Genomic DNA, 21,217 nt, shown 5'->3' with positions numbered 1-21,217 from the left:
GATGACTAATACTAAATCAAATTCGTCCCAAACGGCTGACAAAAGGGTTAAAAAAGCAGACCCTTTTGCGGCACTCAAAAGCAGCATTATGATGGTTTCAATCGTAGGCACTATGGCAGGATGGTTAGTGCTACTCAATCAAGAAACCGCTAGCCAACCTATAGATACTGCCCTATTCAATGCTTCTGTTTCTAAGAATAACGAGAAGGCTGCTGAGCCAATGCCAGTCGTAGATATTAGCCAGCTGCGACAAGTCAATGAAATCCAGCCTGTCGAGGCAATAACCGTCGTCGCTCGTACCCGTTCCTCTCAATAAATAGAAAAGGCCAGCAGTTATTACGTTAATACCCTATCGCAAAAAGTGGAGCCCGCTAATGATAAATAACGTATCTCATGAAAATGCACCACAACTGGCAACGATTAAGTTGTACGCGATGGGTTGTCACATTCAAATCAGCTTAAATACTGCAAGGCTAAATACAGAAAGGCTGAGCACGCCATACTCGCAAGCGTCTATAGACCAGCAAATCGCTTTATTGGCAAATAATATTCAACAGCAACTAATTTACTGGGAGCAAATCTTTAGTCGTTTTGATGACACTAGCGAGCTGATGACCCTCAATAGTAATACTGGCCAATGGACTAACGTAAGCGCAGAATCATTTGCGGTGTTGCAGCGTGCCATTTATTTTGTGCCAAAAACTCAGGGCTTAGTAACCCCAACTTTACTAAAATCTTTGTGGGCAGCGGGCTATAAACAGTCATTTGCAGCGCTGCCAAAACACGCTATATCATCCCTGCCCATTAGCACTACCAATACTGCATCAACCGCTATTACGGGGGCAAGTCTACAAGATATGCCTGTAACGAATGATACTCAATTAAACCAAGCCAATCAGCACGCAGAACGTATCCAGATGCGCTTATTAGATAATGGGCAGCCGCAAGTTTATCTGCCAACGGGTATGGCGCTAGACTTAAATGGTTATGTCAAAGGCTGGTGCGCTATGCAGTTGGCTGAGCAAATTAGCCACTTTCATGATTGGCATTTTCCCTGTTTAGTAGATATGGGTGGTGATATAGCGATTGGTGTCCCAAGCGATCAAGACATAGATAAGCCTATCGTTTGGGGAGTTGCTGTCGCCAAACCGCATCTTATGAATGGCGAGCCAATTCAAGATCAGGAAGACGTCGCAATCCTTGCTATCAAATCTGGCGGCGTCGCAACCTCAGGTCAAGACTATCGGCGCTGGTGGCATAAGGGCCAATGGCAACATCATTTAATCCATCCTCATTATTCTCGTCCAGTAAGCAGTGATGTCCTAACCGCAACTGTACTCGCTGACGATACCCTAATGGCGGAGGTGTACGCTAAATACTGTGTGCTACTTGGCGTTAATGAGGCAATGGCATGGCTTAACAAAAATCATATTGCGGCACTTTTGATTGCTACGGATAACCAAGTACTGACCTCCCACGCCATTTCTTCAAATTTAGTTCATTCAGAATCAATAGCGATTTAAATGATGAAGATAGATTTTTGAAGAGCTGTACATCAAAAAGCCATTCATTAAAAAGTCGTTAGGTATATATCCATAGGAGCATAGCTATGCAAACGAATCATCTTATTAGTAGTCATAATGACTCTAAATTGACAGCAGTAGCTAGAGTCTTATGGATTATATTAATTTTGGGCATTGGCATTTCGGCTGGTGGCTATGCACTTTTAATATGGGGAGATGCCACTGTTCAATTACTGAGCGCCACTGATAAGCATTTTTGGTATTTATCGCGAGCCAGTGGAATTGTCTCCTATAGCTTATTCTGGTTAGCGATGGTTTTTGGCTTATTGCTAAGTACCCGTTTAGGCAAAACTTTTAATAATGCTCGGGTATTTGCACTGCATCAATATTTAAGTCTAATTGCAGTGGGCTTTGCCGCCTTTCATGCTGGTATATTGTTAGCAGATAATTATCTCAATCTTAATTTATGGCAGATATTACTGCCCTTTGGTTTTCAGACAGATCGTGTGGGTGTTGCATTAGGACAGCTAGGGTTTTGGCTGTTATTTATCTGCGCTTTTAGCTTTTATATTAAGCAATACCTTGGCCAATCGGCCTGGCGATGGCTACACTTTTTGACCTTTATGGCTTACATGCTGATCAGTATTCATGTGTTTATGGTGGGATCTGACAGTCGAGCACTGCCATTATTATTATTTTATGCAGTCAGTCAGACGGTGGTGTTTTTACTGATAAGCTATCGGCTATTGATGTTAAGACAACTCAGATGATCCGAGATGAAGTTATAAGCTACAATGTCACCATGAACTTTATATTTGCAGTATTTGGGGATATCTATGCATCACTCTATTCATGACGAGGCACACCTAAGTAATCGTAATCATTGGTTGCGGGCAGCAGTACTGGGAGCAAATGATGGTTTGATTTCAACCGCCAGTTTATTAGTCGGCGTGGCTGCGGCAAATCCAAGTCACCAAACGTTACTATTAACGGGAGTGGCAGCATTGACTGCAGGCGCTTTATCGATGGCGGCTGGTGAATATATCTCAGTATCTTCACAAGCAGATACTGAAAAAGCGGATCTGAAGAAGGAGCTCTACGAGTTAACTCATAATGCTGAACGCGAGCTTATTGAGCTGACGAAAATATATGAGACACGTGGACTTGATCACACTTTGGCGCATCAGGTCGCGGTAGCATTAACCGAGCACGATGCGCTTGAAGCTCATGCTCGTGATGAAATAGGCCTGACTGATCTTAGCCAAGCAAAGCCGATTCATGCGTCAATCGCCTCAGGGTTATCGTTCATTGCTGGTGCCCTATTACCTATTATTGGCATTATGATCTTGCCTGAGTCAACGCTAGTCTGGTCATTAGCGACTGTAACCCTGATAGGTTTGACTTTGCTTGGGTTAGTGTCCGCACGCTTGGGCGGTGCGCCTATTGTTCCTGCTACCACTCGAGTAGTGGTTTGGGGCGCGCTTGCCATGCTAGCAACGTCGTTGATTGGGCGCTTATTTGGGGTAGCGGTTTAGGGCACACTTTATCCCAAAACCTGCCCTTTATCTTAACGCTTTCTTAACACGCTGTTGATTATGCTAAAGAAGAGGTCATTAAGATTTGCTAGAGACCTTTGAGTAACTTCGACCATTGTCATTACTATCACTACACTCCTAAAAAACATCTACTAAATTATTGAAAAATAGAGTATAAAATAAATATAAGCTAATTAAAAATATTTAATCTAACTTAAATTAGTAAGCTCTTTATGTATTAGAATCTAACAATGGAATGTCGTTATGGTAAGATTTTTTCTCAGGCAATACCTAACACATTTTTATAAAGGGCTATCGCTATTACTGATCATAGTCAGTAGCACTGCTACCAGTTATGCGGCCAGTTACGTCATTGACTCTACTCAAACTAATGTACGTTTTGCGCTTGATAACCTCAAAACCTCTAGCACTACTGGCGGCTTTTATAACGTTAAGGGACAGCTCCAATATGATCCAAGCTCAAAAGTGGGCACTATCTCGCTTATTATCCCTATCAAATCTTTAGATACAGGTAATAAGGCTTTTAATCTTAAACTAACAGGTCCTGAATTTTTTGATATTCAGCAGTTTCCTTTGGCACGTTTTGAGTCTAGCAAATGGTATTTTAATAATAGTAAAACCAGTCCACAAGTCACTCAAGTCGATGGCAACCTTACCTTGCATGGTGAAACTCATCCTATCAGCTTAAGAGCGAATAAGTTTGACTGCTCCCTAAATCCTACTGTTAAAAAAGAAGTCTGTGGCGGCGCTTTTACAGCGACCATTGACCGAACCAAATGGAATATCAATAAGTATACTTTGTTTGGTATGACTAAGAATCTCACTTTAAATATTCAAGTTGAAGCCACTAAACAATAGTTTTTGAGTATGATAATAAGTTAAACCAACATAAGTAATATAGTTTTTAGTAGAATAACTTAGTATTACCTGCCAGCTCTATAAGGATATTATGCAGCCCACATCTATAAGACTTTCAGCATCAGTATTAGGATTGTTACTTAGTCTAGTACCTACTGCTGCATTTGCTGATAGCGAGCCAACTGTTGGCACTCTTAGCCCAATTAGCTTGCCCAACGTTAGCCCTGCAAATAGTGATTTGGCTAATCGTGGCGCTTATGTGGCGCGTACTGCTGACTGTATGGCTTGTCATCGCGAGGATTATAGTGGCGGTGTGGCGATTGAGACGCCTATTGGCAATATTTATTCAACCAATATTACGCCTTCTCGTCGCTACGGTATTGGTAATTATACCGAGGCAGATCTCAAAAAAGCGCTGCAAAAAGGCCGTTCGCCTGAGCATCAGATTTATCCAGCCATGCCCTATCCTTCCTATCATGGTATGAGCGATGACGACATTAGCGCCCTATTCGCTTATTTCCAGACTGTGCCGCCCGTAGAAGAACCCCCTGAAAAAACCACTAAGCTACCGTTTCCGTTAAATATTCGGATGTTGATGTTGGCTTGGAATGTCATTAATGTGCCCTCCACCGAGAACCGCACAGGATTAACGCCAGTGCAGCAACGCGGAGAATATTTAGTCAATAATACCGAGCACTGTGGGACTTGTCATACTCCGCGCAACTTAACACAAGGTCTCGATAAAGACCGCTATCTCTCTGGCGCGCCACTGGGCAAATGGTTCGCGCCAAATATCACTCCTGATAATAATACGGGTATTGGGCGCTGGAGCGAAGACGATATCGTCACTTATCTACGTACTGGAAAACTTGATAAACGCGCTTATGCAGGTGGACCGATGGCTGAAGCGGTCGCTCATAGTACGCGCTACTTAACTGATGCAGATTTGAGCGCTATGGCGGCTTATCTAAAAGTCGTGCCTGTTATCAAAACGGATGATTATCTTATACCTCTAAATACAGCTCGCTTGCCAAACCCTATCAGTAGCTCTATTACTTACGATTTAATTGAGCAAGAAAAGTATATATCACAGGCCAAAGCTAACTCTGTAACTAATGCCAGTATTAATAGTATCAATTCGCCCAAAGCGCTATACCTCACGCATTGTGCCAGCTGTCATGGTGTCGACGGCTATGCTCAGCCCGATGCTCGTTATGCCTCGATAGTAGGGCTTAGCAGTATTCGCCGCGCCAAACCTGATGCGCTAGTGAATGTTATTGGCTTTGGCGCAAAAGGCGCGTTAAATACTGCCCCGAAGATGCCAGGTTTTGAAAAAGATTTAACCCATGCACAGATTGCCAGTATTGCTAATTATGTACGCGTTAATTTTGGTGGTTTAGCCACTAGTACTGTCACAGAAAGTGATGTCAAAAACATAATGAAATAGCGACTTATACAGTCATGGACGAATGCTCTATAACAAGGATATATAATGATTGACCCACTTCAAGCACCAACGCGTAGACAACTATTAGCGATGATTGGCAAAACCGCTGGCGCAACGGCGATGTATCAGGCGATGACCACTTTGGGTTTCGCCTCCGAGTCTAGCTTTAAGCAGCAAATGGAACTTAAAGGCGCGCCTGCTGGCTCTAGTATCGTTATTTTGGGTGCTGGTTTGGCGGGTCTTACAGCAGCTTACGAGCTACGTAAAGCAGGCTATAAAGTCACTGTACTTGAGTACCAAAATCGCGGTGGCGGTCGCAGTTGGACGCTTAATAGCGGAGATAAATACACTGAATTGGGCGGCGCGGAGGTCAGTTGCGACTTTCAAAAAGGCAACTATTTTAATGGCGGTCCGTGGCGCTTGCCGATTCATCATTATGCTGTCTTTCATTATTGTAAAAAGTTCAACGTTGCGCTGCAGCCCTTTATCCAAACTAATGATCGCGCCTACCTACATCGCACCAATCATTTTAATGGCGCACCGCAGCGCTTAGGCGAAGTACAAAACGATGTGCGCGGTTATGTCTCAGAGCTATTATCTAAAGCGGTTAATAAAGGCAGTCTTGATAGCACAGTAAACAAAGAGGACAAGGAAAAGCTGCTAGAAGGTCTAAAAGGCTGGGGCGTCCTTGATAATAATTATCGCTATGTCAAAAGCCACGCAACCAGCAAGCATCGCGGCTACAGTGTCTATCCAGGTGGCGGTCTTATGCCCGATGCCAAGCCCTCAACGCCTATTCCAATGGATAAACTACTAGCGTCAGGAATGTGGGCTAATTTGTATAACGACTATACTGTCCATGTCCATCAGCCAACGATGTTTCAGCCCGTCGGTGGCATGGGTAAAATCGGCGATGCGTTCACTCGTGAATGCCGCGACATGATTACCTTCAACGCCAAAGTCACCAAAATTAAGCAAGATGATAGCGGTGTCAGCGTTGATTATGTTGATGCTAATGACGTTGATGGCACTGCCAAAACCGTACGCGCTGACTGGTGTATCTGTACTATTCCGTTATCAATATTGACGCAAATGGACATTAATGTCTCAGAGCCTATGAAGCAGGCCATGGCAGCCGTCCCTTACGATAGCTCTTATAAAGTCGGCTTAGAGTTTAAGCGCCGCTTTTGGGAAGAAGATGAATGGATATATGGCGGGATTAGCTATACCGACTTGCCTATTACCCAAATATCTTATCCTTCACAAGATATGTTCAAGACAGGCTCAGGGGTATTACTCGGTGCCTATGGTTTTGGGGAAGCCTCTTATAAATTTAATAGTTTAACGCCTAAGCAGCGTATCGATGTCGCTTTGCAATACGGCAAACAAATCCATCCCCAGTATCCCAAAGAGTTCCGCTCTGGTACTTCGGTGGCATGGCATCGTATCCCTTGGGTACTTGGCTGTTATGGTATTTGGAGCGAGTCAAGCCGTGATCAATACTACGATACCTTATGCGCCATCGATCATCGTATTGTCTTAGCAGGCGAGCACTGCTCACATATTCCAGCATGGCAAGAAGGCGCGATACTATCCGGTATGGACGCTGCAACACGTTTGCATCAACGAGCCAAAAGTCTAGGCTAATTAGCCTTAGATGCTGATCAAATTAGTAGTAATTTAATAATATATTTACAGGCGATTATAGCAATGATAAAACCTAACCTGTTTGCTCTATCTGTGATAACCGTAGCGTTTAGCGCTACCACTTTATCTGGCTGTAGTCGTTATAGCAAAGAGCAAACTGCTCATACCGCACCGACGTTAGCTAATTTGCAAGAGGCGCAAAACGTATTTGATAATCAAGCCAGCCGTAATAATGGCGCTTGGGGCGCGGTCTACATGACTAAAGAGGAGCTAAGATCACCACAAGCTAATATCGTCGATATCGACTCGATACCACTAATGGCAGCGGATATTGACTTGCAACCTTGGCTTAAGAAATTCGAAAATAGTTTGCAAGGTAAAAAAGGTTTTTTTAGTACGGATGGTAAGAAGCTCTATGATGATTCCTGCGCAGGTTGCCATATGCAAGACGGTATGGGCGCTCAAGGCGCAGGCTACTATCCAGCGCTCGCTAATAATACTAAAATGCAATCGAAGTACTATATCATTAGTACCGTTATCAACGGTCTACGCGGTATGCCAAGCTTTCAAAGCATGATGAGCGATCAGCAAATAGCCGCGGTCACGCAATACGTGCATAGTGATTTAAATAGTTTTACCGATATCGTCACTGCGGACAATGTCGCACAATTACGTCATGAGTTCCCGCCAGGATCTGATCCAAGTGAATAAAGTGAAAATACTTTTCAACGCTACGTCTTAGTACTTAATACTCTATCTTTAAGAGTTTTGATATTCACGCTAAGAGACACTGCTCGTTCAATCCTCTTAACGTCTTCTTAACAGGCTGCTTGCTATCGTAGGGAATCTCATTCCTTACTATCCTGTTGAGAAGTCCACTTATGTTACACTCTCAAGCACTTAGCGCTGACAGTATTCAAGCTCATACGAAAAAAAGCTATCTAAGCAAGGTTTTTGATCGTGAGATTAACCTTAGCTATTTGATTATCATCATCGCGCTGTATTTAGTCGCTACTGCAAATATTGGCTTCTTTGCACAAGTATTAAGCATATATCCTTTTAGCTCGAATGTTGGCTTTATAGCCTCTATAACAGGCTTATTATTTGGCTTAATGTGGCTAGTTATTCAGTTGCTATGCTATCGACCAATCGCCAAACCTGTGCTAATAGCTTTAGTTCTGATAGCGGCTGTTTGTGGGTATTTTACCGATGCTTATGGCACCATATTTGATACTAATATGCTGGTCAATAGCTTACAGACCGATCAGGCAGAAGCGATGGGGCTGATGGCACCAAGTTTCTTTATTCGGCTGCTGGTCTTGGGCGTTATACCCGCTGTTATTATTGCTAAGCTTCGTATAAAGCACGCTCCCTTACGACGCGCGATACTGCAAAAGGCAGCTACTTTGATAGCGGCTATTGCCTTAGTAGCCGTGTGCTTATTGCCCTTTGGCGATCAATACGCCACCTTTTTTCGCCAGCATAAAATGGTGCGCAGTTACGCCAACCCTATCACCCCTATTTATTCTGTTATCAAGCTTGGAATGGATTATACTGCTGAGCTGCGACGCCCTGAAACAATGATCATGCATGCCACTGATGCCAAACGTAGCACCGCTAATGGTCGTACAGCAAAACCTAAACTCATGGTATTTGTGGTAGGTGAAACGGTACGCGCGGATCATATTGGCCTGAACGGTTATCAGCGCGATACAATGCCACTACTCGCCCGCCAACCCGATATTTATAGCTTTAAAAACGCGAGCTCTTGTGGTACTTCTACAGCTTACTCAGTGCCTTGTATGTTTAGTTATGCTAATCGTTCAGACTATAATCCTGATGAAGCAGACTATAATGAAAACGTGCTCGATACGCTCAATAAACAAGGTGTAAACGTCATTTGGCGTGACAATAATTCTAGCTCTAAAGGCGTGGCGGATCGAGTGACTTTTGAGGACTTCAAGACGAGCGATCTCAATCCAAATTGTGATGACGAGTGCCGCGATAGTGGTATGCTCGATGGTTTTGATAAGCTTGTAAAAACAGAAGCTCCTGCTAAAGATACCCTTATTTTATTGCATCAAATGGGCAATCATGGCCCCGCTTATTTTAAGCGTTACCCTAAAGAGTTTGAAGAGTACCAGCCTGTCTGTATGACTAATGAGCTGTCTAAATGCGATGACCAAGCGGTTATCAACGCTTATGACAATGCCATTCGTTATACCGATTATTTCTTGAATAACGTTATTGATACGCTAAAAGATTATCAGCAGGAATATGATGTGGTAATGGTATATGTTAGTGATCATGGCGAGAGCTTAGGTGAAAACAATATCTACTTGCATGGTATGCCCTACGCTATAGCACCTGCTGCGCAAAAGCAGGTTCCTATCATTATTTGGTCGCCTACTGACAATAGTATTGATAAAAACAGCTTGACGGATATGATTAATCAGCCTGTATCACACGATTTTATTACCCCAACTGTACTTAACTTTTTCGGTATTACCACCGATGAGGTAGCAGCAGCGCCAACCTTTTTTAAGTCCACTCGTTAAGTTTATTATTTCAATCCCTGTTAGCTTTTAGGCACGAGACCGCTATGTATAAGATCCTTGTTATTGAAGACAATCCCGATATCGTTGCCAATATCTATGCCTTTTTTGAGCCTAAAGGCTTTGAGCTTGATAACGCTCATAATGGCATTAGCGGCTTAACGCTAGCTTCGAATAATCGTTATGATGTCATCCTACTAGATGTGATGTTGCCTGGCATGGATGGCACTAAACTGTGCAAAGCGCTTCGAGAAGATTTGCATAGTAAAACACCTGTGCTCATGTTGACGGCGCGTGATACGATTTCAGATAAAGTCGCAGGTTTTGATAGTGGCGCTGATGATTATTTAGTGAAGCCCTTCTCGCTCGTTGAATTAGAATCCCGCATTAAAGCTTTAATCCGTCGGCATCAAGATGATCACTTCCAGCATGATATTACCGTTGGTAAGCTCTCTTTAAATACCGATCAGCATACGATCACTCGTGAGGGCAAATCATTAAAGCTTACGCCAACAGGATTTAAAATACTGAATACTTTGATGAGTGCAGCACCTCGAGTCGTTAGCAAAAATGAGCTTGAGGAGAAAGTATGGGGTGAGGATATCCCTAGTAGCGATGCCTTACGTACGCACATGCATGGTGTACGCTCACAAGTCGACAAACCTTTTATCGAGCCGATGATCATGACCATAGCGGGTGTTGGCTATCAGATTATTGACCCTGATAACGCTTAAGCTTTAGTCATTATCTATAATGATAAATGTTTCGTTCGTTTAAACGACTTCATAGGTTAAACCCAAATAAGCCACTGCCATTATGACTCTATCTTCTTTTAATTTAACTTCTATCGTTAATAAGTTTCGGCTGTCCTACTTCGTGTTTGCGGTTTTATTATGCGCAACTTTCGTCAGCATCTTTATGTATGCTGAAACCCGCATGGAGCAAGAGCTGGTCAAAGCGCGGCTGCTACAGCAATTAGAGCTAAGTCAAGAAAAGGAAGGTGAGCAATCTATTTATATTGCCGATCCAGGGATTAAAATATATCAGTATGATGTCGCACCTGAGCGCTTAAAGGATCAAGCAACTAATACGGTGCAAGAGACGTCTGTCACTGTAAATACAAAAGCAGGCATCACCAATACTAACCTACATTTTTTCATCTACGAGCAAAATGCACAAGAGTATATTTTGACCTACTTAGAAGACTCTGAGCTGGTGATGGCGAACTACCCTGTTCTTGCTATATTTGAACAATTGGAAGATATTTTTGCTAATGCCTTGAGAGTCGCTGTGATTTTGAGCTTACTGATTGCCATAATTTTCTCTCAGTTTTCCTCTCGGCAAATTACTAAGCCGCTATTAGATCTAAAAAAAGCAGTAGAAACCGATCATCAAAACTTAGCCGAGCTCACGCATCTACCATCGGAAGTGGGTGTATTAGCGCGAGCGATTGATGAAAAAAATCACAAGCTTGAGCAGTATCTAAAGCGTGAGCAGTTATTTACGGGTGATGTCAGCCATGAGTTGCGTACACCGCTAACTATCATTTTGGGCGCCTCTGAGGTGCTCGCATCGCAATTAGCAGACGATAGCTATCTAAGTGAATTTACCGATCGTATCAGTAATACTGCAAAAGAAACCTCAGAGATCATTACTGCCCTTTTACTATTATCTCGTAACCCTGAAAAGTTAGATAATCCAATAACCTCTATTAATACTATCGCTAATAATGAAATAGCTAGGCTCGGTTATTTAATAAAATATAAATCAGTAACTTGTACGGTCGTCGCTGAAAAAGATTACACGGTCAATGTTCGACCAGAGCTATTAAAAATGGCGCTTGGTAATTTAATTAAAAATGCTTTTCAATACACCGACGAAGGTGACGTAAAAATCACTATTGATAGCAACAAGATAACGGTAAGAGACACTGGACTTGGCATTTCAGAAGATATGATGCCGCTGCTGTATGAAAGATTTAAGCGTTTAGAACGTATTAATACAGATAATAATACTATCTCATCTGAGTCATCGAGTAATAAAGTAGAAGGGACTGGCCTAGGACTAAGTATTGTGCAGCGTATCATGACGCATATGGAATGGCAGCTCACTCATGAGGCAAATGAGTCCGGAGGTAGCACTTTTAGTATTCACTATCATTAATACTCTTGAAGTAATAAACAGATCAAACTTGCCATACTGATGAGGGCTCAGATTATGCAACCAAACTGAGCGCTACTAAATTTTAACCAAATTACCTAGCCCACCAGAGATAAGTAAAGTGGTATCGGTTAGCCCTTTAATCGGTTTCATGCCTGCACGAAGTCCCGTTTCAATCCCTATATAACGCAGTTCCCACTCAGGATTGAATTTTTCTTTAAAATGACGCAGTCCCGTAAAGTTATAATAAGTCTTACCGTATTTGGTCACGGTATTGGTCACATAGCGCCATTTAGGCCCAATAGCTTCTACTTCTGCTGGAATTTCCATATATTTACTATCTATAATATGTTGGCTCATCGTTTTTAAGGCTTCGTCGTCGTTTGAGTCATTATCTTTTGCAGTACTATCCTTTAAAGAATGGCTTTTGACTGCCGTCCTATCTTCAACTTTAAAACCAGTAAACGGTGCCATTCCTAAACTAAAATGGTGAAATCCCGCTTCTTTGCCCCACATAAACAAGCTAATAAATAGATAGTCCATCATATTTTTTATAGCTTTACCTTCGCTATTTTGCACCTCTCTATAACGCATCAAGTCGATAGACAGCTCATTGAGCTGACCACTTTGCCAGAGATTAGCAAAAGCGACAATCTCGCCTTGGTATTTTATGACTGCACAATCAAAATACTTTAGATAGTCCTCATCAAAGTAGCCAAGTGAAAATCCTTTTTCCGCTGACTTTTTGTCTCCTAGCCAAATATCAGAAACGACTTTCAACTCTTCAAGTATTGCTGGGATTTGCGATTGTGACAGGACTTCAAAGCTCAGCCCATCTTTGGTGCCGCGACTGATGACTTGACGAAATTTAGAGTTTTTACTTCCTTGTAGGCTAAAGGCGTCTAAGTCAACAATAGCTTCTTCACCAATTTTTAGGAGCTGTATGCCATTCTCATTGAATAGTTGACGATATCTATTACTGACTTCATAAAAAACACAGGTCCCGCCAAAGCTTTGGCATAACGCAATGAATGTCTCAATTAAATCACCAAATTCGCTTTCATCACCTATGGGATCAGACATGACAATCCAGCTTCTTCCCTGAGTTTGATACATAATAAAGCTATTGCCTGTGTCGCTAAATAGCAGTTGCTTATCACCTAGCAAGCTTAAATTTGCAATCGAATAAGCAGAGTTACGAGCCACTTGTTCAGCTTGGGCAAGCTCTATTTGCGTAGGAAGGCTTGGAGATGGTTTTTTAAACCGAATGAGGCTAAATAAAGTATGGGCGATGGTTAAGATAGCGAGCATCGCTTATGAGCGTAAGAATCGTGCGCCGCTATCTCCTGACACATTCCACCATAGATCAGGGCTATAGGCTTCGTGACGATGGACATACATCCCTACCCAAAATAGACTAATCAAAAATACCGATAATAAAACGAGAGTTTGTGAGTTTAAGCGTAAACTCATCAAATTAGACTGACGGCTAAAGTAGCTACGATTAAAATAGGCTACCGCAAATAATAGCGTACAGATAACCGCAACTTCGATTTCCAAATGCTTTGTAAGTAAAGTCACTACGGATAGCCCTAGCAGCCACATTGATAGATGCCACGCGCCATTAAGACGCTGATGTAGTCCACGCGCAAGTACCAGTAAAGCAAAACCCATCAGCGTGTTGAGCAGATAAGAGGTCTCGATAATAGGTATCGGTATGAACTCCCCTAATAGCAGCTCTCGATCAGCAACAGGCGGTAGAATGCTGAGCACGAGCATAGTGATACCTAAGCCAGCCGTTGCCAAAGCAAGCAGCTGCGGCACCCATACACTAGGTATAATTCTACGTTTTCTAGTAGTATCCATACCTGAGCGAATATAAGCCTCATGCAAAAAGAACGACAATAAACCAAGTGCAAAGGGTATAAGGTAATAAAGAATACGGAACAATAGCAATACTGATAGCAGTGTGGTCTTATCTACTTTAGGTAATGAGGCCACCATAGACAGCTCAAACACACCCAGTCCGCCAGGCACATGGCTGATAATACCTACCGTGATGGCTTGGACGTAAGCTGAGAAAACCTCTAGATAGCTGACTGTGCTGGCAGGTATTAGCATATGAATGATATAAGCGACTAAAGCGATATCGATAACAGCTAGCACGATAAGTCTCAACAATACCGTAGCTGGTATTAAACTTTTCCTACGTAATATTTGCGGTTTTCAAAGTATGAAAGGCTAGACTAAGACTATTTTAAAACCATTTCTTATTTTTAAAATACAAGACAATACCCACTGTTATGGTTACCATCAAACCAAGCACAATAAAATAACCATAGTGCCATTTTAGCTCAGGTATGTATTCAAAGTTCATACCGTAAATACCTGCTAAAAATGTCAACGGTATGAATACTACAGACACCAAAGTCAACGTGCGCATGATCTCATTTAAACGATGCCCCTGAATTGAAAATATCAGATTAGTTTTACTATCAAGCTCGAATAACTCAAAATCGATCTCACCGATCAAATTATTTGCTTGCTCCTTAAGCTCTGTGAAATACTTAACGTCCATAGTGATAATATCAATGGTTTCCAGCTTTACGATAGTGTTGCGTAAACTGAGTGTCGCCTTTTTAAAATTCAGCATACGTCGCTTTTGCTCCTCAACCTTTTCGGTAAAATAAGGCGTTGGATTAATATTGGCTACCTTTATAAAGTCGCTGTCAGTATTTAATAATTTTTCAAACGTCTCCTCATAGTTTGTTATTAACGATTCAATCAAAAGAAATATAAGGTAATTCACTTTTTTACTTCTGACTTGACCCCTACCTTGAAGCAAGCGATCGCGAACCCACTGAAAATGATTGCTACTATTCTCTTGCAAGCTCCACAGCATATTGGACGATATAATAAAAATTATTTGCTCGCTTTTGAGGCTCCTATCTTCAGTTTCCAATACCTTTAAGGCGATAAACAACACGTTATCCAGCTCAAGTACCTTATTAGCATGTTCTTTGTCTTGCAGTAGCTTGATCAAAAAATCATCAAACTGATTTTGGATGACAACCTGCTTTATCGCATCGAATTCACTTAACCCATAAGTATTCAGCCAAAATACTTCGTCACTGTATGAGTCAAATCTCAATTTTGTAATATCATCACAGGATGCTTTTGACACTTTTGACGATGAATAAGTGATAAGTGTCGTATTTTCTAAGAATTTATCCAACATCTTTTTTACCTTATAAAGAGGCTTTTAAACAAAATCTTAAGACCTCAAAAGCTTGAACAAATTTAATATTCAGGTTAAGCGTAACAATGAATAATGAATTTTAAAACGCACTATATCCACGCTTAAGTTAACAGATATTTGCCAGCGCAAGTTTAGGAAAGACCATTTAAATAGCATCTTGGATGGCTCAAGCAAATAATATTTATTATTTTTAACTCGCTAATTAAACCCTTACTCTACGCTAAGTCTCTCCTATGTCTTATTTCGTATTATAGAGCCATACCAACAAGGTAGCTGATAAACCACTAAGCGGCATGTCAGAAATCAACTTAATACAAAGGAATCATCTCATGAAAAACTTATCAACGTTAACCAAGTCAGCGATCATCGCTCTTAGTATTGCAGGTGTAGGTGCAGCAGCTATCGCAGCCCCTGCTGGCAACATCAATACCAAAGCCGTAACCAGCTCAAGTGAAGCCGTCAGCGCTATGCAAAGTAAAATCAGCCTGACTCAGGCGATTGATATAGCCAAACAAAACGCCAAAGGCGACTTGGTCAGCGCAGAGTTTGATTATGACGACGATGAAAAAAATAAAGGTGTCGTAACGGGTGAATATGAAGTTGCATTTGTAGCGAACGGTATTTCCTATGAAGTGAAGATCGATGCTAATACGGGCAAAGTGCTCAAGACTGAGCAAGAGACCCTAGATAAAGAAGACATGGCTGAGTATAGCGCTATGAAGCAGGCCAAAGTATCTATGAATAGTGCCATGCAAACTGCAATCCAAAGCGTAAATGGTAAAGTAATCAGCGCTGAGTTCGAGCTAGAAAAAGGTCAAGCTTTATATAACATCGAAATTGTCAAAGACAATCAGATATATGAGGTGAGTATAGATGCCAATACGGGCAAGGTGCTAAGCAGTCAAGTCGATATGGAGGAGGATGATTAGTCTTAAAATTTAATCTTACTGTTAATCAAAGCAGTAGCCTTTACCTCAATAGGACAGGTATTGGCTACTGCTTTTTGGTTTGTACAAGATTTAGGCATTCAGTTTAATAAAAGCGCTAGATTAAAAGTCCAAAACTCGTATCTCTCCCGCTTAAGTTAACGGTATAAATTTAAGTTACAGGGCATCATCTTAACGTTTTCTTAACAATCCTAAGTCCATAATGATACCCAAGTGCTAACCAGTGCCCTCCTACACTGGGATCATTACAACAATAACTATATCAGTGATTGCACTTTTTTTATCTTCACAGTCTACAACATACTCTAATTTTAATGACTATTAAGCAATGAATATGAGCACTCTCAAACCTGTCACTCTCGATAATAAAGCCGAACATCTCGGTTATAAACCCAAAGAAACATCCGACGCTTTACTGGTAGCTGATAGCTTTGCGAGTGAAGTTAAAGGTAAAAAGGGGTTGGCTCGTATTTTAAAAGCGACGGGCTATTCGATAGATGGTTTTAAAGCAGCTTATAAATATGAGGCGGCTTTTAGGCAAGTTATTTGGCTTAATTTCATACTATTTATCACTCTAATATTCATGCCTTTTGCTATCCCTATAACAATGCTGCTGCTGATCGCTTCGTTTTTGTCGCTTATCGTCGAGCTATTTAACACAGGTATTGAAGCCTGCGTTGATCACACCTCAACCAAGCAACACCCTCTTGCCAAAATAGCCAAAGATGTCGGCTCTGCTGCGCAATTTTTGGCGTTATTACTATTGTTTATTCTATGGTCGATGGCTTTATTTAGTTTCTTATAGCGAAGAGTACTTGAGCTTTTGCAAATTAATATATTGAAAGGTATTTCAATGGCTTTAGAAAATAACTTATCTGCTTGGATGTGGCTCAAACTGCTTTGCTTAACGGTTATTGCCACTCTGCTCTTTGAGCATAGTCAGTTCGATATTCGCATCAGCGAGCTTTTTTATACTAATGGGCAATGGCTGATACAAAAAGGCGCTCAGCCTTATGCTTTTATTTTTTATGATGGTCCTAAAGTATTACTGATCTTGCTAGCCCTCTATTTAATCACTGTGTTAATTATCAAATACAAACAACGCTCAAGCAGTAATTCCATTCATAACAAAGGCAGGATCAATAAACTTATTGTGCCTTTTTCAATCCGTGAAATAAGTTACTTACTGATTATTCTTGTCGTAGTACCGTCTACTATTGCGCTATTAAAAGGGGTGACTCACGTCAGTTGTCCCAATCATTTAACGCTCTTCGGTGGTGATTTACCCTATCTAAACCTTTGGCAAAGCATGCTCGCTAAAACCGATGCAAAATGCTTCCCAGCCGCTCATGCCAGCGCAGGGTTCTCTTTATATGGCTTGGCGTTTTTACCTAGCTTGTATAAGTATCGCTATAGGATATTTGAAATCGTGACAGTTCTAGGCTGGACAATGGGACTGTATAAAATGAGTTTTGGCGATCATTTTTTTAGTCATACATTGGTATCGATGCTGCTGTCGCTGACGATAGCTTGTGCCCTTGCCAGCTTATTATTCAAAAAAACAACTATTTATGACAGTAGCAACATTGAATCTAGTGCTATGATAAATTGATAACTACCCTTATTATTCATACCTCTCATTATACGTCATAGCACCATCCTAACCCCAATAGCGATCAATACCAAACCGCCCAGAGCTTCTGCCCAGCTGCCAAGCCAAGTTCCTGACTGACGCCCTATATAAGCGCCTAAAATACTTAAAATAGCGGTCGTCAATGCAATAATTACACATGCCAAATAAGCATTGACGGACAATAGATTTAACGTAAAACCTGCGCCCATGGCATCAAGACTGGTGGCGATAGCCAATGACAGTAACGTTTTATGATTTAGACTGATTCGGGTATCATCATCGTTCACAGAACGTGACTCATAAAGCATCTTAATCCCAAGCGCTACTAATATAATAAAGCCTATCCAAGCCGCTCCTCTACTCAACCAACCAATCATAGCAGACCCAAGCGCATAACCAATCAGCGGCATTACCCCTTGCGCAACCCCGAAATAGGTACCGATAAGTAATGCCATTTTTATAAACTGCGACTTAGCATCATGTCTATGCGTTGAGCCAAGACCGATTGAAGCTGCAAACGCATCCGCAGCTAGTGCTAATGCCAATAGTAGTATCTCTAACATAATAAAGTAGTACTCTTTGCAAAGATTGTCGAATAAGCAGCCGCATTATAGCTCAAAAACAATAACTAAAAAACAATAGCTCAAAAACAGTAGCAGCTAACTGAATCCTTATTTTGCGCTAAGTTTCTCCTATGTCTTATTCTGTATGATGGACTTCTACTAGCATTACGAAGTAAAAATTGATGCGAGTACGGGTAAAGTTCTAAAATCTAAGCAGGAACAACTGGATCAAGACGACATAGCAGAATATAACGCTATGAAAAAGGCACAAATAACCCTAACCCAAGCGATGCAAAAAGCGACTCAAAGTATTAATGGTAAAATTATTGAAGCCAAATTTGATTTTGACAATGGCATGCCTGCTTATGGGATTGAAATAGCGAAAGGAATGGACATACACAAATTGGTGATCAATAGCAGCAATAGTCAAGTTATTAGCAGTCAGCTAGACTATGATAATTAATATTCTAAAAATCTAGTTGAATATAACTTAACAATAGCTCTACTCTGTACACACTAGTATCGATTAGAGCTTTTTGGTTTAAAGACGCTATCAAAAGTATCACTATAGATAAATATTTTTTACTCTTAATAGCCATACAATAAGGATATCTCATGCGAGTATTGGTAGTCGAAGATGACTTGATGATTGGTGAGAGTCTGAGTGAAGCCTTGCAAGATGAGGCTTATACCGTTGACTGGGTCAAAGATGGTCGCCAAGCTATCCTAACGTTAAGGGTGCAGCCTTATGACATCATTCTATTAGATTTAGGTCTGCCAGAGGTTGATGGTATGGGCGTATTGACGGTTATGCGTGATGCCAAGATTGATACACCAGTGTTGATACTCACTGCCCGTGATCAATTAAGAGATCGTGTTAAAGGATTGGACTCAGGAGCTGATGATTATGTCGTCAAACCTTTTGAGCTGGCAGAAGTCTTTGCACGGATGAGAGTGCTTATTCGCCGAGCTCAAGGTAAGGCTGATAATCAAGTGACCGTTGGCAATTTACATTTAGATACCGCACACAAACGCGTGATGATGGAGGGCAATCCTGTCGATTTAACCGCAAAAGAGTATATGCTGCTCACTACCTTTATGCAATCTCCTGAAAAAGTGATGTCAAAAACTGAGCTTGAAGATTCACTTTATGGCTGGGGCGGTGAAGTTGAAAGTAATGCTATTGAGTTTTTGATTCATAGCTTACGTAAAAAACTCGGGCAAGAGCGGATCAAAAACGTTCGCGGCTTGGGATGGTACATCAGCAATGCCTAACTTTAATCACATAATACTAAAAACAATTTGTCATCCATAAAAGTTAATTGCTATGACTAAATTCCATAAGCTCTTTCACTCGCTACAGTTCCAACTTATCTTTTGGTCTGTTGTGTCCTTGTTGCTACTTGCCATAGTCGCTGGCGGTTATGGGTTTTGGTATAGCTATAACGAGCTCAACGACTTTCAAGATGACAGTCTAAAAAGTATGTCAGCGTTACTTGAGCAAACGCTTAATGTCAAAGTAGCTGACTCTGCTACGCTGCTCGAATCTAACATTCATTTTGATACCGATGATGACGACGGTAGTATCACCGTCGATGTTATTAATACAACAATAGCATCATCACTCGTGTATAGCTCTTCTCATGAAAATAATAATGATGATACCGATGATCATAATGAAGACAATTATAACGATCTGACGTTAGAGGACTTGCCTGCTATAGCAGAGGGGTTAAGTACGCAAACCATAGATGATAAAGTATGGCGCGTTTATCGTAGTAACGATGCTAATAGAGTGGTTATAGTACGCCAGCGTACCGAGTTCCAAGATGATCTCGCCCGATCTAGTGCATTGCAGTCTTTTTTACCCTTAATTATTGGCATGGTATTTTTGATACTGTTACTACCTTTTATCATGTGGCGAATGATGAAGCCTGTACGCCAATTACAAAAAGAGATTGGCGCGCGTCGTGAAAGCGATTTGCACCCTCTACCAGTGAGTAACCTGCCCTCAGAGCTATTGCCATTAGCCGAATCATTAAATCGATTATTAGCACTGGTCAAAGTCAGTATAGAGCGTCAGCAACGCTTTATCGCCGATGCTGCGCACGAATTACGCTCACCATTGACCGCCATATCACTACAGCTACAACGATTACAGCGTATCACTACTGATAGCGTGATGTCAGAAGGACTAGACAAACTAGCGATTCGTCTAAAAAGAAACCAAAGTTTGGTCGAGCAGCTATTAACGCTGGCTCGAGCTGGTAATATCAATACGGCGCTTGGTAATGAAGAAACTTTAACTTCTGTCAAATTCATTATCGAGCAAGTCATCGGTTTACTTATCCCTATTGCCGATAATAAAAATATCGAGCTCACGGTAGATCTACAATCTAACCGTAAAATAAATATGAATGAAACCTCATTATTAGTTCTAGTCAAAAACCTGATTCAAAACGCTATTATTTACACGCCAGCTCATGGTCAAGTCATCGTTAAACTATTTCAGCTTGAGCGAAAATCAGATAGCTTGGAGAACTCATCTTTAAATGCTCAGTATAATTTTGGCTCACAAGTGATTCACTCTGGCAAGTTAAATAGTTTATCTAAAATGATAGATAACAGATTAGTATTGCAAATAATAGATTCAGGCGCAGGCATTCATCCTAGCGATTATGAAACCGTTTTTGAGCCTTTTGTACGGCTCAATCAATCATCAAATACAGTTGATCAGCTCAGGAACAATATGGGTAATAATATGAGTGATAGCATGAGTAATAATACAAACGACTCAAGATCAGACAGTACTAGTAATACTTCACAAGAAATACAGGGAACAGGACTAGGACTCTCAATCGTCAAATCAATCTGCGAGCAGGCAGGTATCGATGTCTTTATGAATAATTCTACTGCTAGCTTTTCAAGTCCAAATAATAATAAAGGACTCTGTATCACCTTAGTATTCTGAGTTCATATAAGTTTTTGATGAATCTTGATGCTTTTTTAACACCTACAGAGATACCTTAGTGAACCCACCAAAAAAAGCCGAATGCTACTGCTAACAGT

The 21,217-nt window shown here is 41.2% G+C and carries 21 protein-coding genes; 17 read left to right on the top strand and 4 right to left on the bottom strand.

The window, feature by feature from the left end; genetic code table 11:
• Position 1 precedes the first annotated feature (1 nt).
• The 11 genes from ACR63T_RS05025 to ACR63T_RS04975 all read left to right on the top strand — a co-directional run bounded on the left by ACR63T_RS05025 (position 2) and on the right by ACR63T_RS04975 (position 11,749).
• On the top strand, positions 2 to 316 hold the full coding sequence (locus ACR63T_RS05025) for a hypothetical protein (protein WP_305899959.1): 315 nt from the start codon (positions 2 to 4) through the stop codon (positions 314 to 316).
• 58 nt (positions 317 to 374) lie between these two features.
• Entirely contained in the window at positions 375 to 1,523 is a 1,149-nt protein-coding gene (locus ACR63T_RS05020) for an FAD:protein FMN transferase (protein ID WP_472784960.1), read from the top strand.
• Positions 1,524 to 1,609: 86 nt separating this feature from the next.
• Positions 1,610 to 2,293, top strand: a complete 684-nt coding sequence (locus ACR63T_RS05015) for a ferric reductase-like transmembrane domain-containing protein (protein WP_305899957.1) — start codon at positions 1,610 to 1,612, stop codon at positions 2,291 to 2,293.
• A gap of 66 nt (positions 2,294 to 2,359) precedes the next feature.
• Positions 2,360 to 3,058, top strand: a complete 699-nt coding sequence (locus ACR63T_RS05010) for a VIT1/CCC1 transporter family protein (protein WP_305899956.1) — start codon at positions 2,360 to 2,362, stop codon at positions 3,056 to 3,058.
• A 264-nt stretch (positions 3,059 to 3,322) separates the two neighbouring features.
• Positions 3,323 to 3,937: a YceI family protein gene (locus ACR63T_RS05005; RefSeq protein WP_472784959.1), complete on the top strand. Its 615-nt coding sequence runs from the start codon at positions 3,323 to 3,325 to the stop codon at positions 3,935 to 3,937.
• 91 nt (positions 3,938 to 4,028) lie between these two features.
• A complete protein-coding gene (locus ACR63T_RS05000) occupies positions 4,029 to 5,384 on the top strand; it encodes a c-type cytochrome (RefSeq protein ID WP_472784958.1) in 1,356 nt (451 codons plus the stop codon).
• Between the two features lie 45 nt (positions 5,385 to 5,429).
• Positions 5,430 to 7,031 carry a flavin monoamine oxidase family protein gene (locus ACR63T_RS04995; protein WP_305899953.1) on the top strand — a complete coding sequence of 534 codons (1,602 nt, stop codon included), beginning with the start codon at positions 5,430 to 5,432 and terminating at the stop codon, positions 7,029 to 7,031.
• A gap of 63 nt (positions 7,032 to 7,094) precedes the next feature.
• Entirely contained in the window at positions 7,095 to 7,742 is a 648-nt protein-coding gene (locus tag ACR63T_RS04990) for a c-type cytochrome (protein ID WP_472784957.1), read from the top strand.
• Between the two features lie 170 nt (positions 7,743 to 7,912).
• Positions 7,913 to 9,589, top strand: coding sequence for a phosphoethanolamine transferase (locus ACR63T_RS04985; protein ID WP_472784956.1), 1,677 nt, complete (start codon positions 7,913 to 7,915; stop codon positions 9,587 to 9,589).
• 44 nt (positions 9,590 to 9,633) lie between these two features.
• A complete protein-coding gene (locus tag ACR63T_RS04980) occupies positions 9,634 to 10,320 on the top strand; it encodes a response regulator transcription factor (RefSeq protein WP_472784955.1) in 687 nt (228 codons plus the stop codon).
• Between the two features lie 82 nt (positions 10,321 to 10,402).
• Positions 10,403 to 11,749 (top strand): sensor histidine kinase, encoded by a 1,347-nt coding sequence (locus ACR63T_RS04975; protein WP_472784954.1) that lies wholly within the window; start codon positions 10,403 to 10,405, stop codon positions 11,747 to 11,749.
• A gap of 75 nt (positions 11,750 to 11,824) precedes the next feature.
• On the opposite strand, the gene ACR63T_RS04970 is transcribed toward ACR63T_RS04975, so the two are convergent.
• From ACR63T_RS04970 to ACR63T_RS04960, 3 genes are all read right to left on the bottom strand, one after another.
• A complete protein-coding gene (locus ACR63T_RS04970) occupies positions 11,825 to 13,057 on the bottom strand; it encodes a phosphatidylglycerol lysyltransferase domain-containing protein (RefSeq protein ID WP_472784953.1) in 1,233 nt (410 codons plus the stop codon).
• 3 nt (positions 13,058 to 13,060) lie between these two features.
• Positions 13,061 to 13,912 carry a hypothetical protein gene (locus ACR63T_RS04965; protein ID WP_472784952.1) on the bottom strand — a complete coding sequence of 284 codons (852 nt, stop codon included), beginning with the start codon at positions 13,910 to 13,912 and terminating at the stop codon, positions 13,061 to 13,063.
• A 91-nt stretch (positions 13,913 to 14,003) separates the two neighbouring features.
• A complete protein-coding gene (locus ACR63T_RS04960; RefSeq protein WP_472784951.1) occupies positions 14,004 to 14,984 on the bottom strand; it encodes a CorA family divalent cation transporter in 981 nt (326 codons plus the stop codon).
• 350 nt (positions 14,985 to 15,334) lie between these two features.
• On the opposite strand from ACR63T_RS04960, the gene ACR63T_RS04955 reads away from it, so the two are divergent.
• The 3 genes from ACR63T_RS04955 to ACR63T_RS04945 all read left to right on the top strand — a co-directional run bounded on the left by ACR63T_RS04955 (position 15,335) and on the right by ACR63T_RS04945 (position 17,564).
• The gene (locus ACR63T_RS04955; RefSeq protein ID WP_305899945.1) at positions 15,335 to 15,934 is read left to right on the top strand and encodes a PepSY domain-containing protein; all 600 of its coding nucleotides are present in this window, start codon (positions 15,335 to 15,337) and stop codon (positions 15,932 to 15,934) included.
• A 352-nt stretch (positions 15,935 to 16,286) separates the two neighbouring features.
• Positions 16,287 to 16,757, top strand: a complete 471-nt coding sequence (locus ACR63T_RS04950) for a diacylglycerol kinase (protein ID WP_305899944.1) — start codon at positions 16,287 to 16,289, stop codon at positions 16,755 to 16,757.
• 48 nt (positions 16,758 to 16,805) lie between these two features.
• Positions 16,806 to 17,564 (top strand): PAP2 family lipid A phosphatase, encoded by a 759-nt coding sequence (locus ACR63T_RS04945; RefSeq protein WP_305899943.1) that lies wholly within the window; start codon positions 16,806 to 16,808, stop codon positions 17,562 to 17,564.
• 35 nt (positions 17,565 to 17,599) lie between these two features.
• On the opposite strand, the gene ACR63T_RS04940 is transcribed toward ACR63T_RS04945, so the two are convergent.
• Complete coding sequence (locus ACR63T_RS04940) at positions 17,600 to 18,148, bottom strand: manganese efflux pump MntP (RefSeq protein WP_472784950.1); 549 nt, start codon at positions 18,146 to 18,148, stop codon at positions 17,600 to 17,602.
• Positions 18,149 to 18,404: 256 nt separating this feature from the next.
• On the opposite strand from ACR63T_RS04940, the gene ACR63T_RS04935 reads away from it, so the two are divergent.
• The 3 genes from ACR63T_RS04935 to ACR63T_RS04925 all read left to right on the top strand — a co-directional run bounded on the left by ACR63T_RS04935 (position 18,405) and on the right by ACR63T_RS04925 (position 21,119).
• Complete coding sequence (locus ACR63T_RS04935) at positions 18,405 to 18,611, top strand: PepSY domain-containing protein (RefSeq protein WP_472784949.1); 207 nt, start codon at positions 18,405 to 18,407, stop codon at positions 18,609 to 18,611.
• A 152-nt stretch (positions 18,612 to 18,763) separates the two neighbouring features.
• Entirely contained in the window at positions 18,764 to 19,423 is a 660-nt protein-coding gene (locus ACR63T_RS04930; protein WP_305899939.1) for a response regulator, read from the top strand.
• 52 nt (positions 19,424 to 19,475) lie between these two features.
• Entirely contained in the window at positions 19,476 to 21,119 is a 1,644-nt protein-coding gene (locus tag ACR63T_RS04925) for a histidine kinase dimerization/phospho-acceptor domain-containing protein (protein WP_472784948.1), read from the top strand.
• The last annotated feature ends 98 nt before the right edge of the window (positions 21,120 to 21,217 follow it).

Source organism: Psychrobacter sp. M17(2026), assembly GCF_055699815.1.
Note: the sequence above shows the minus strand (reverse complement) of the source record. Positions and strands in the feature narration are given on the sequence as shown.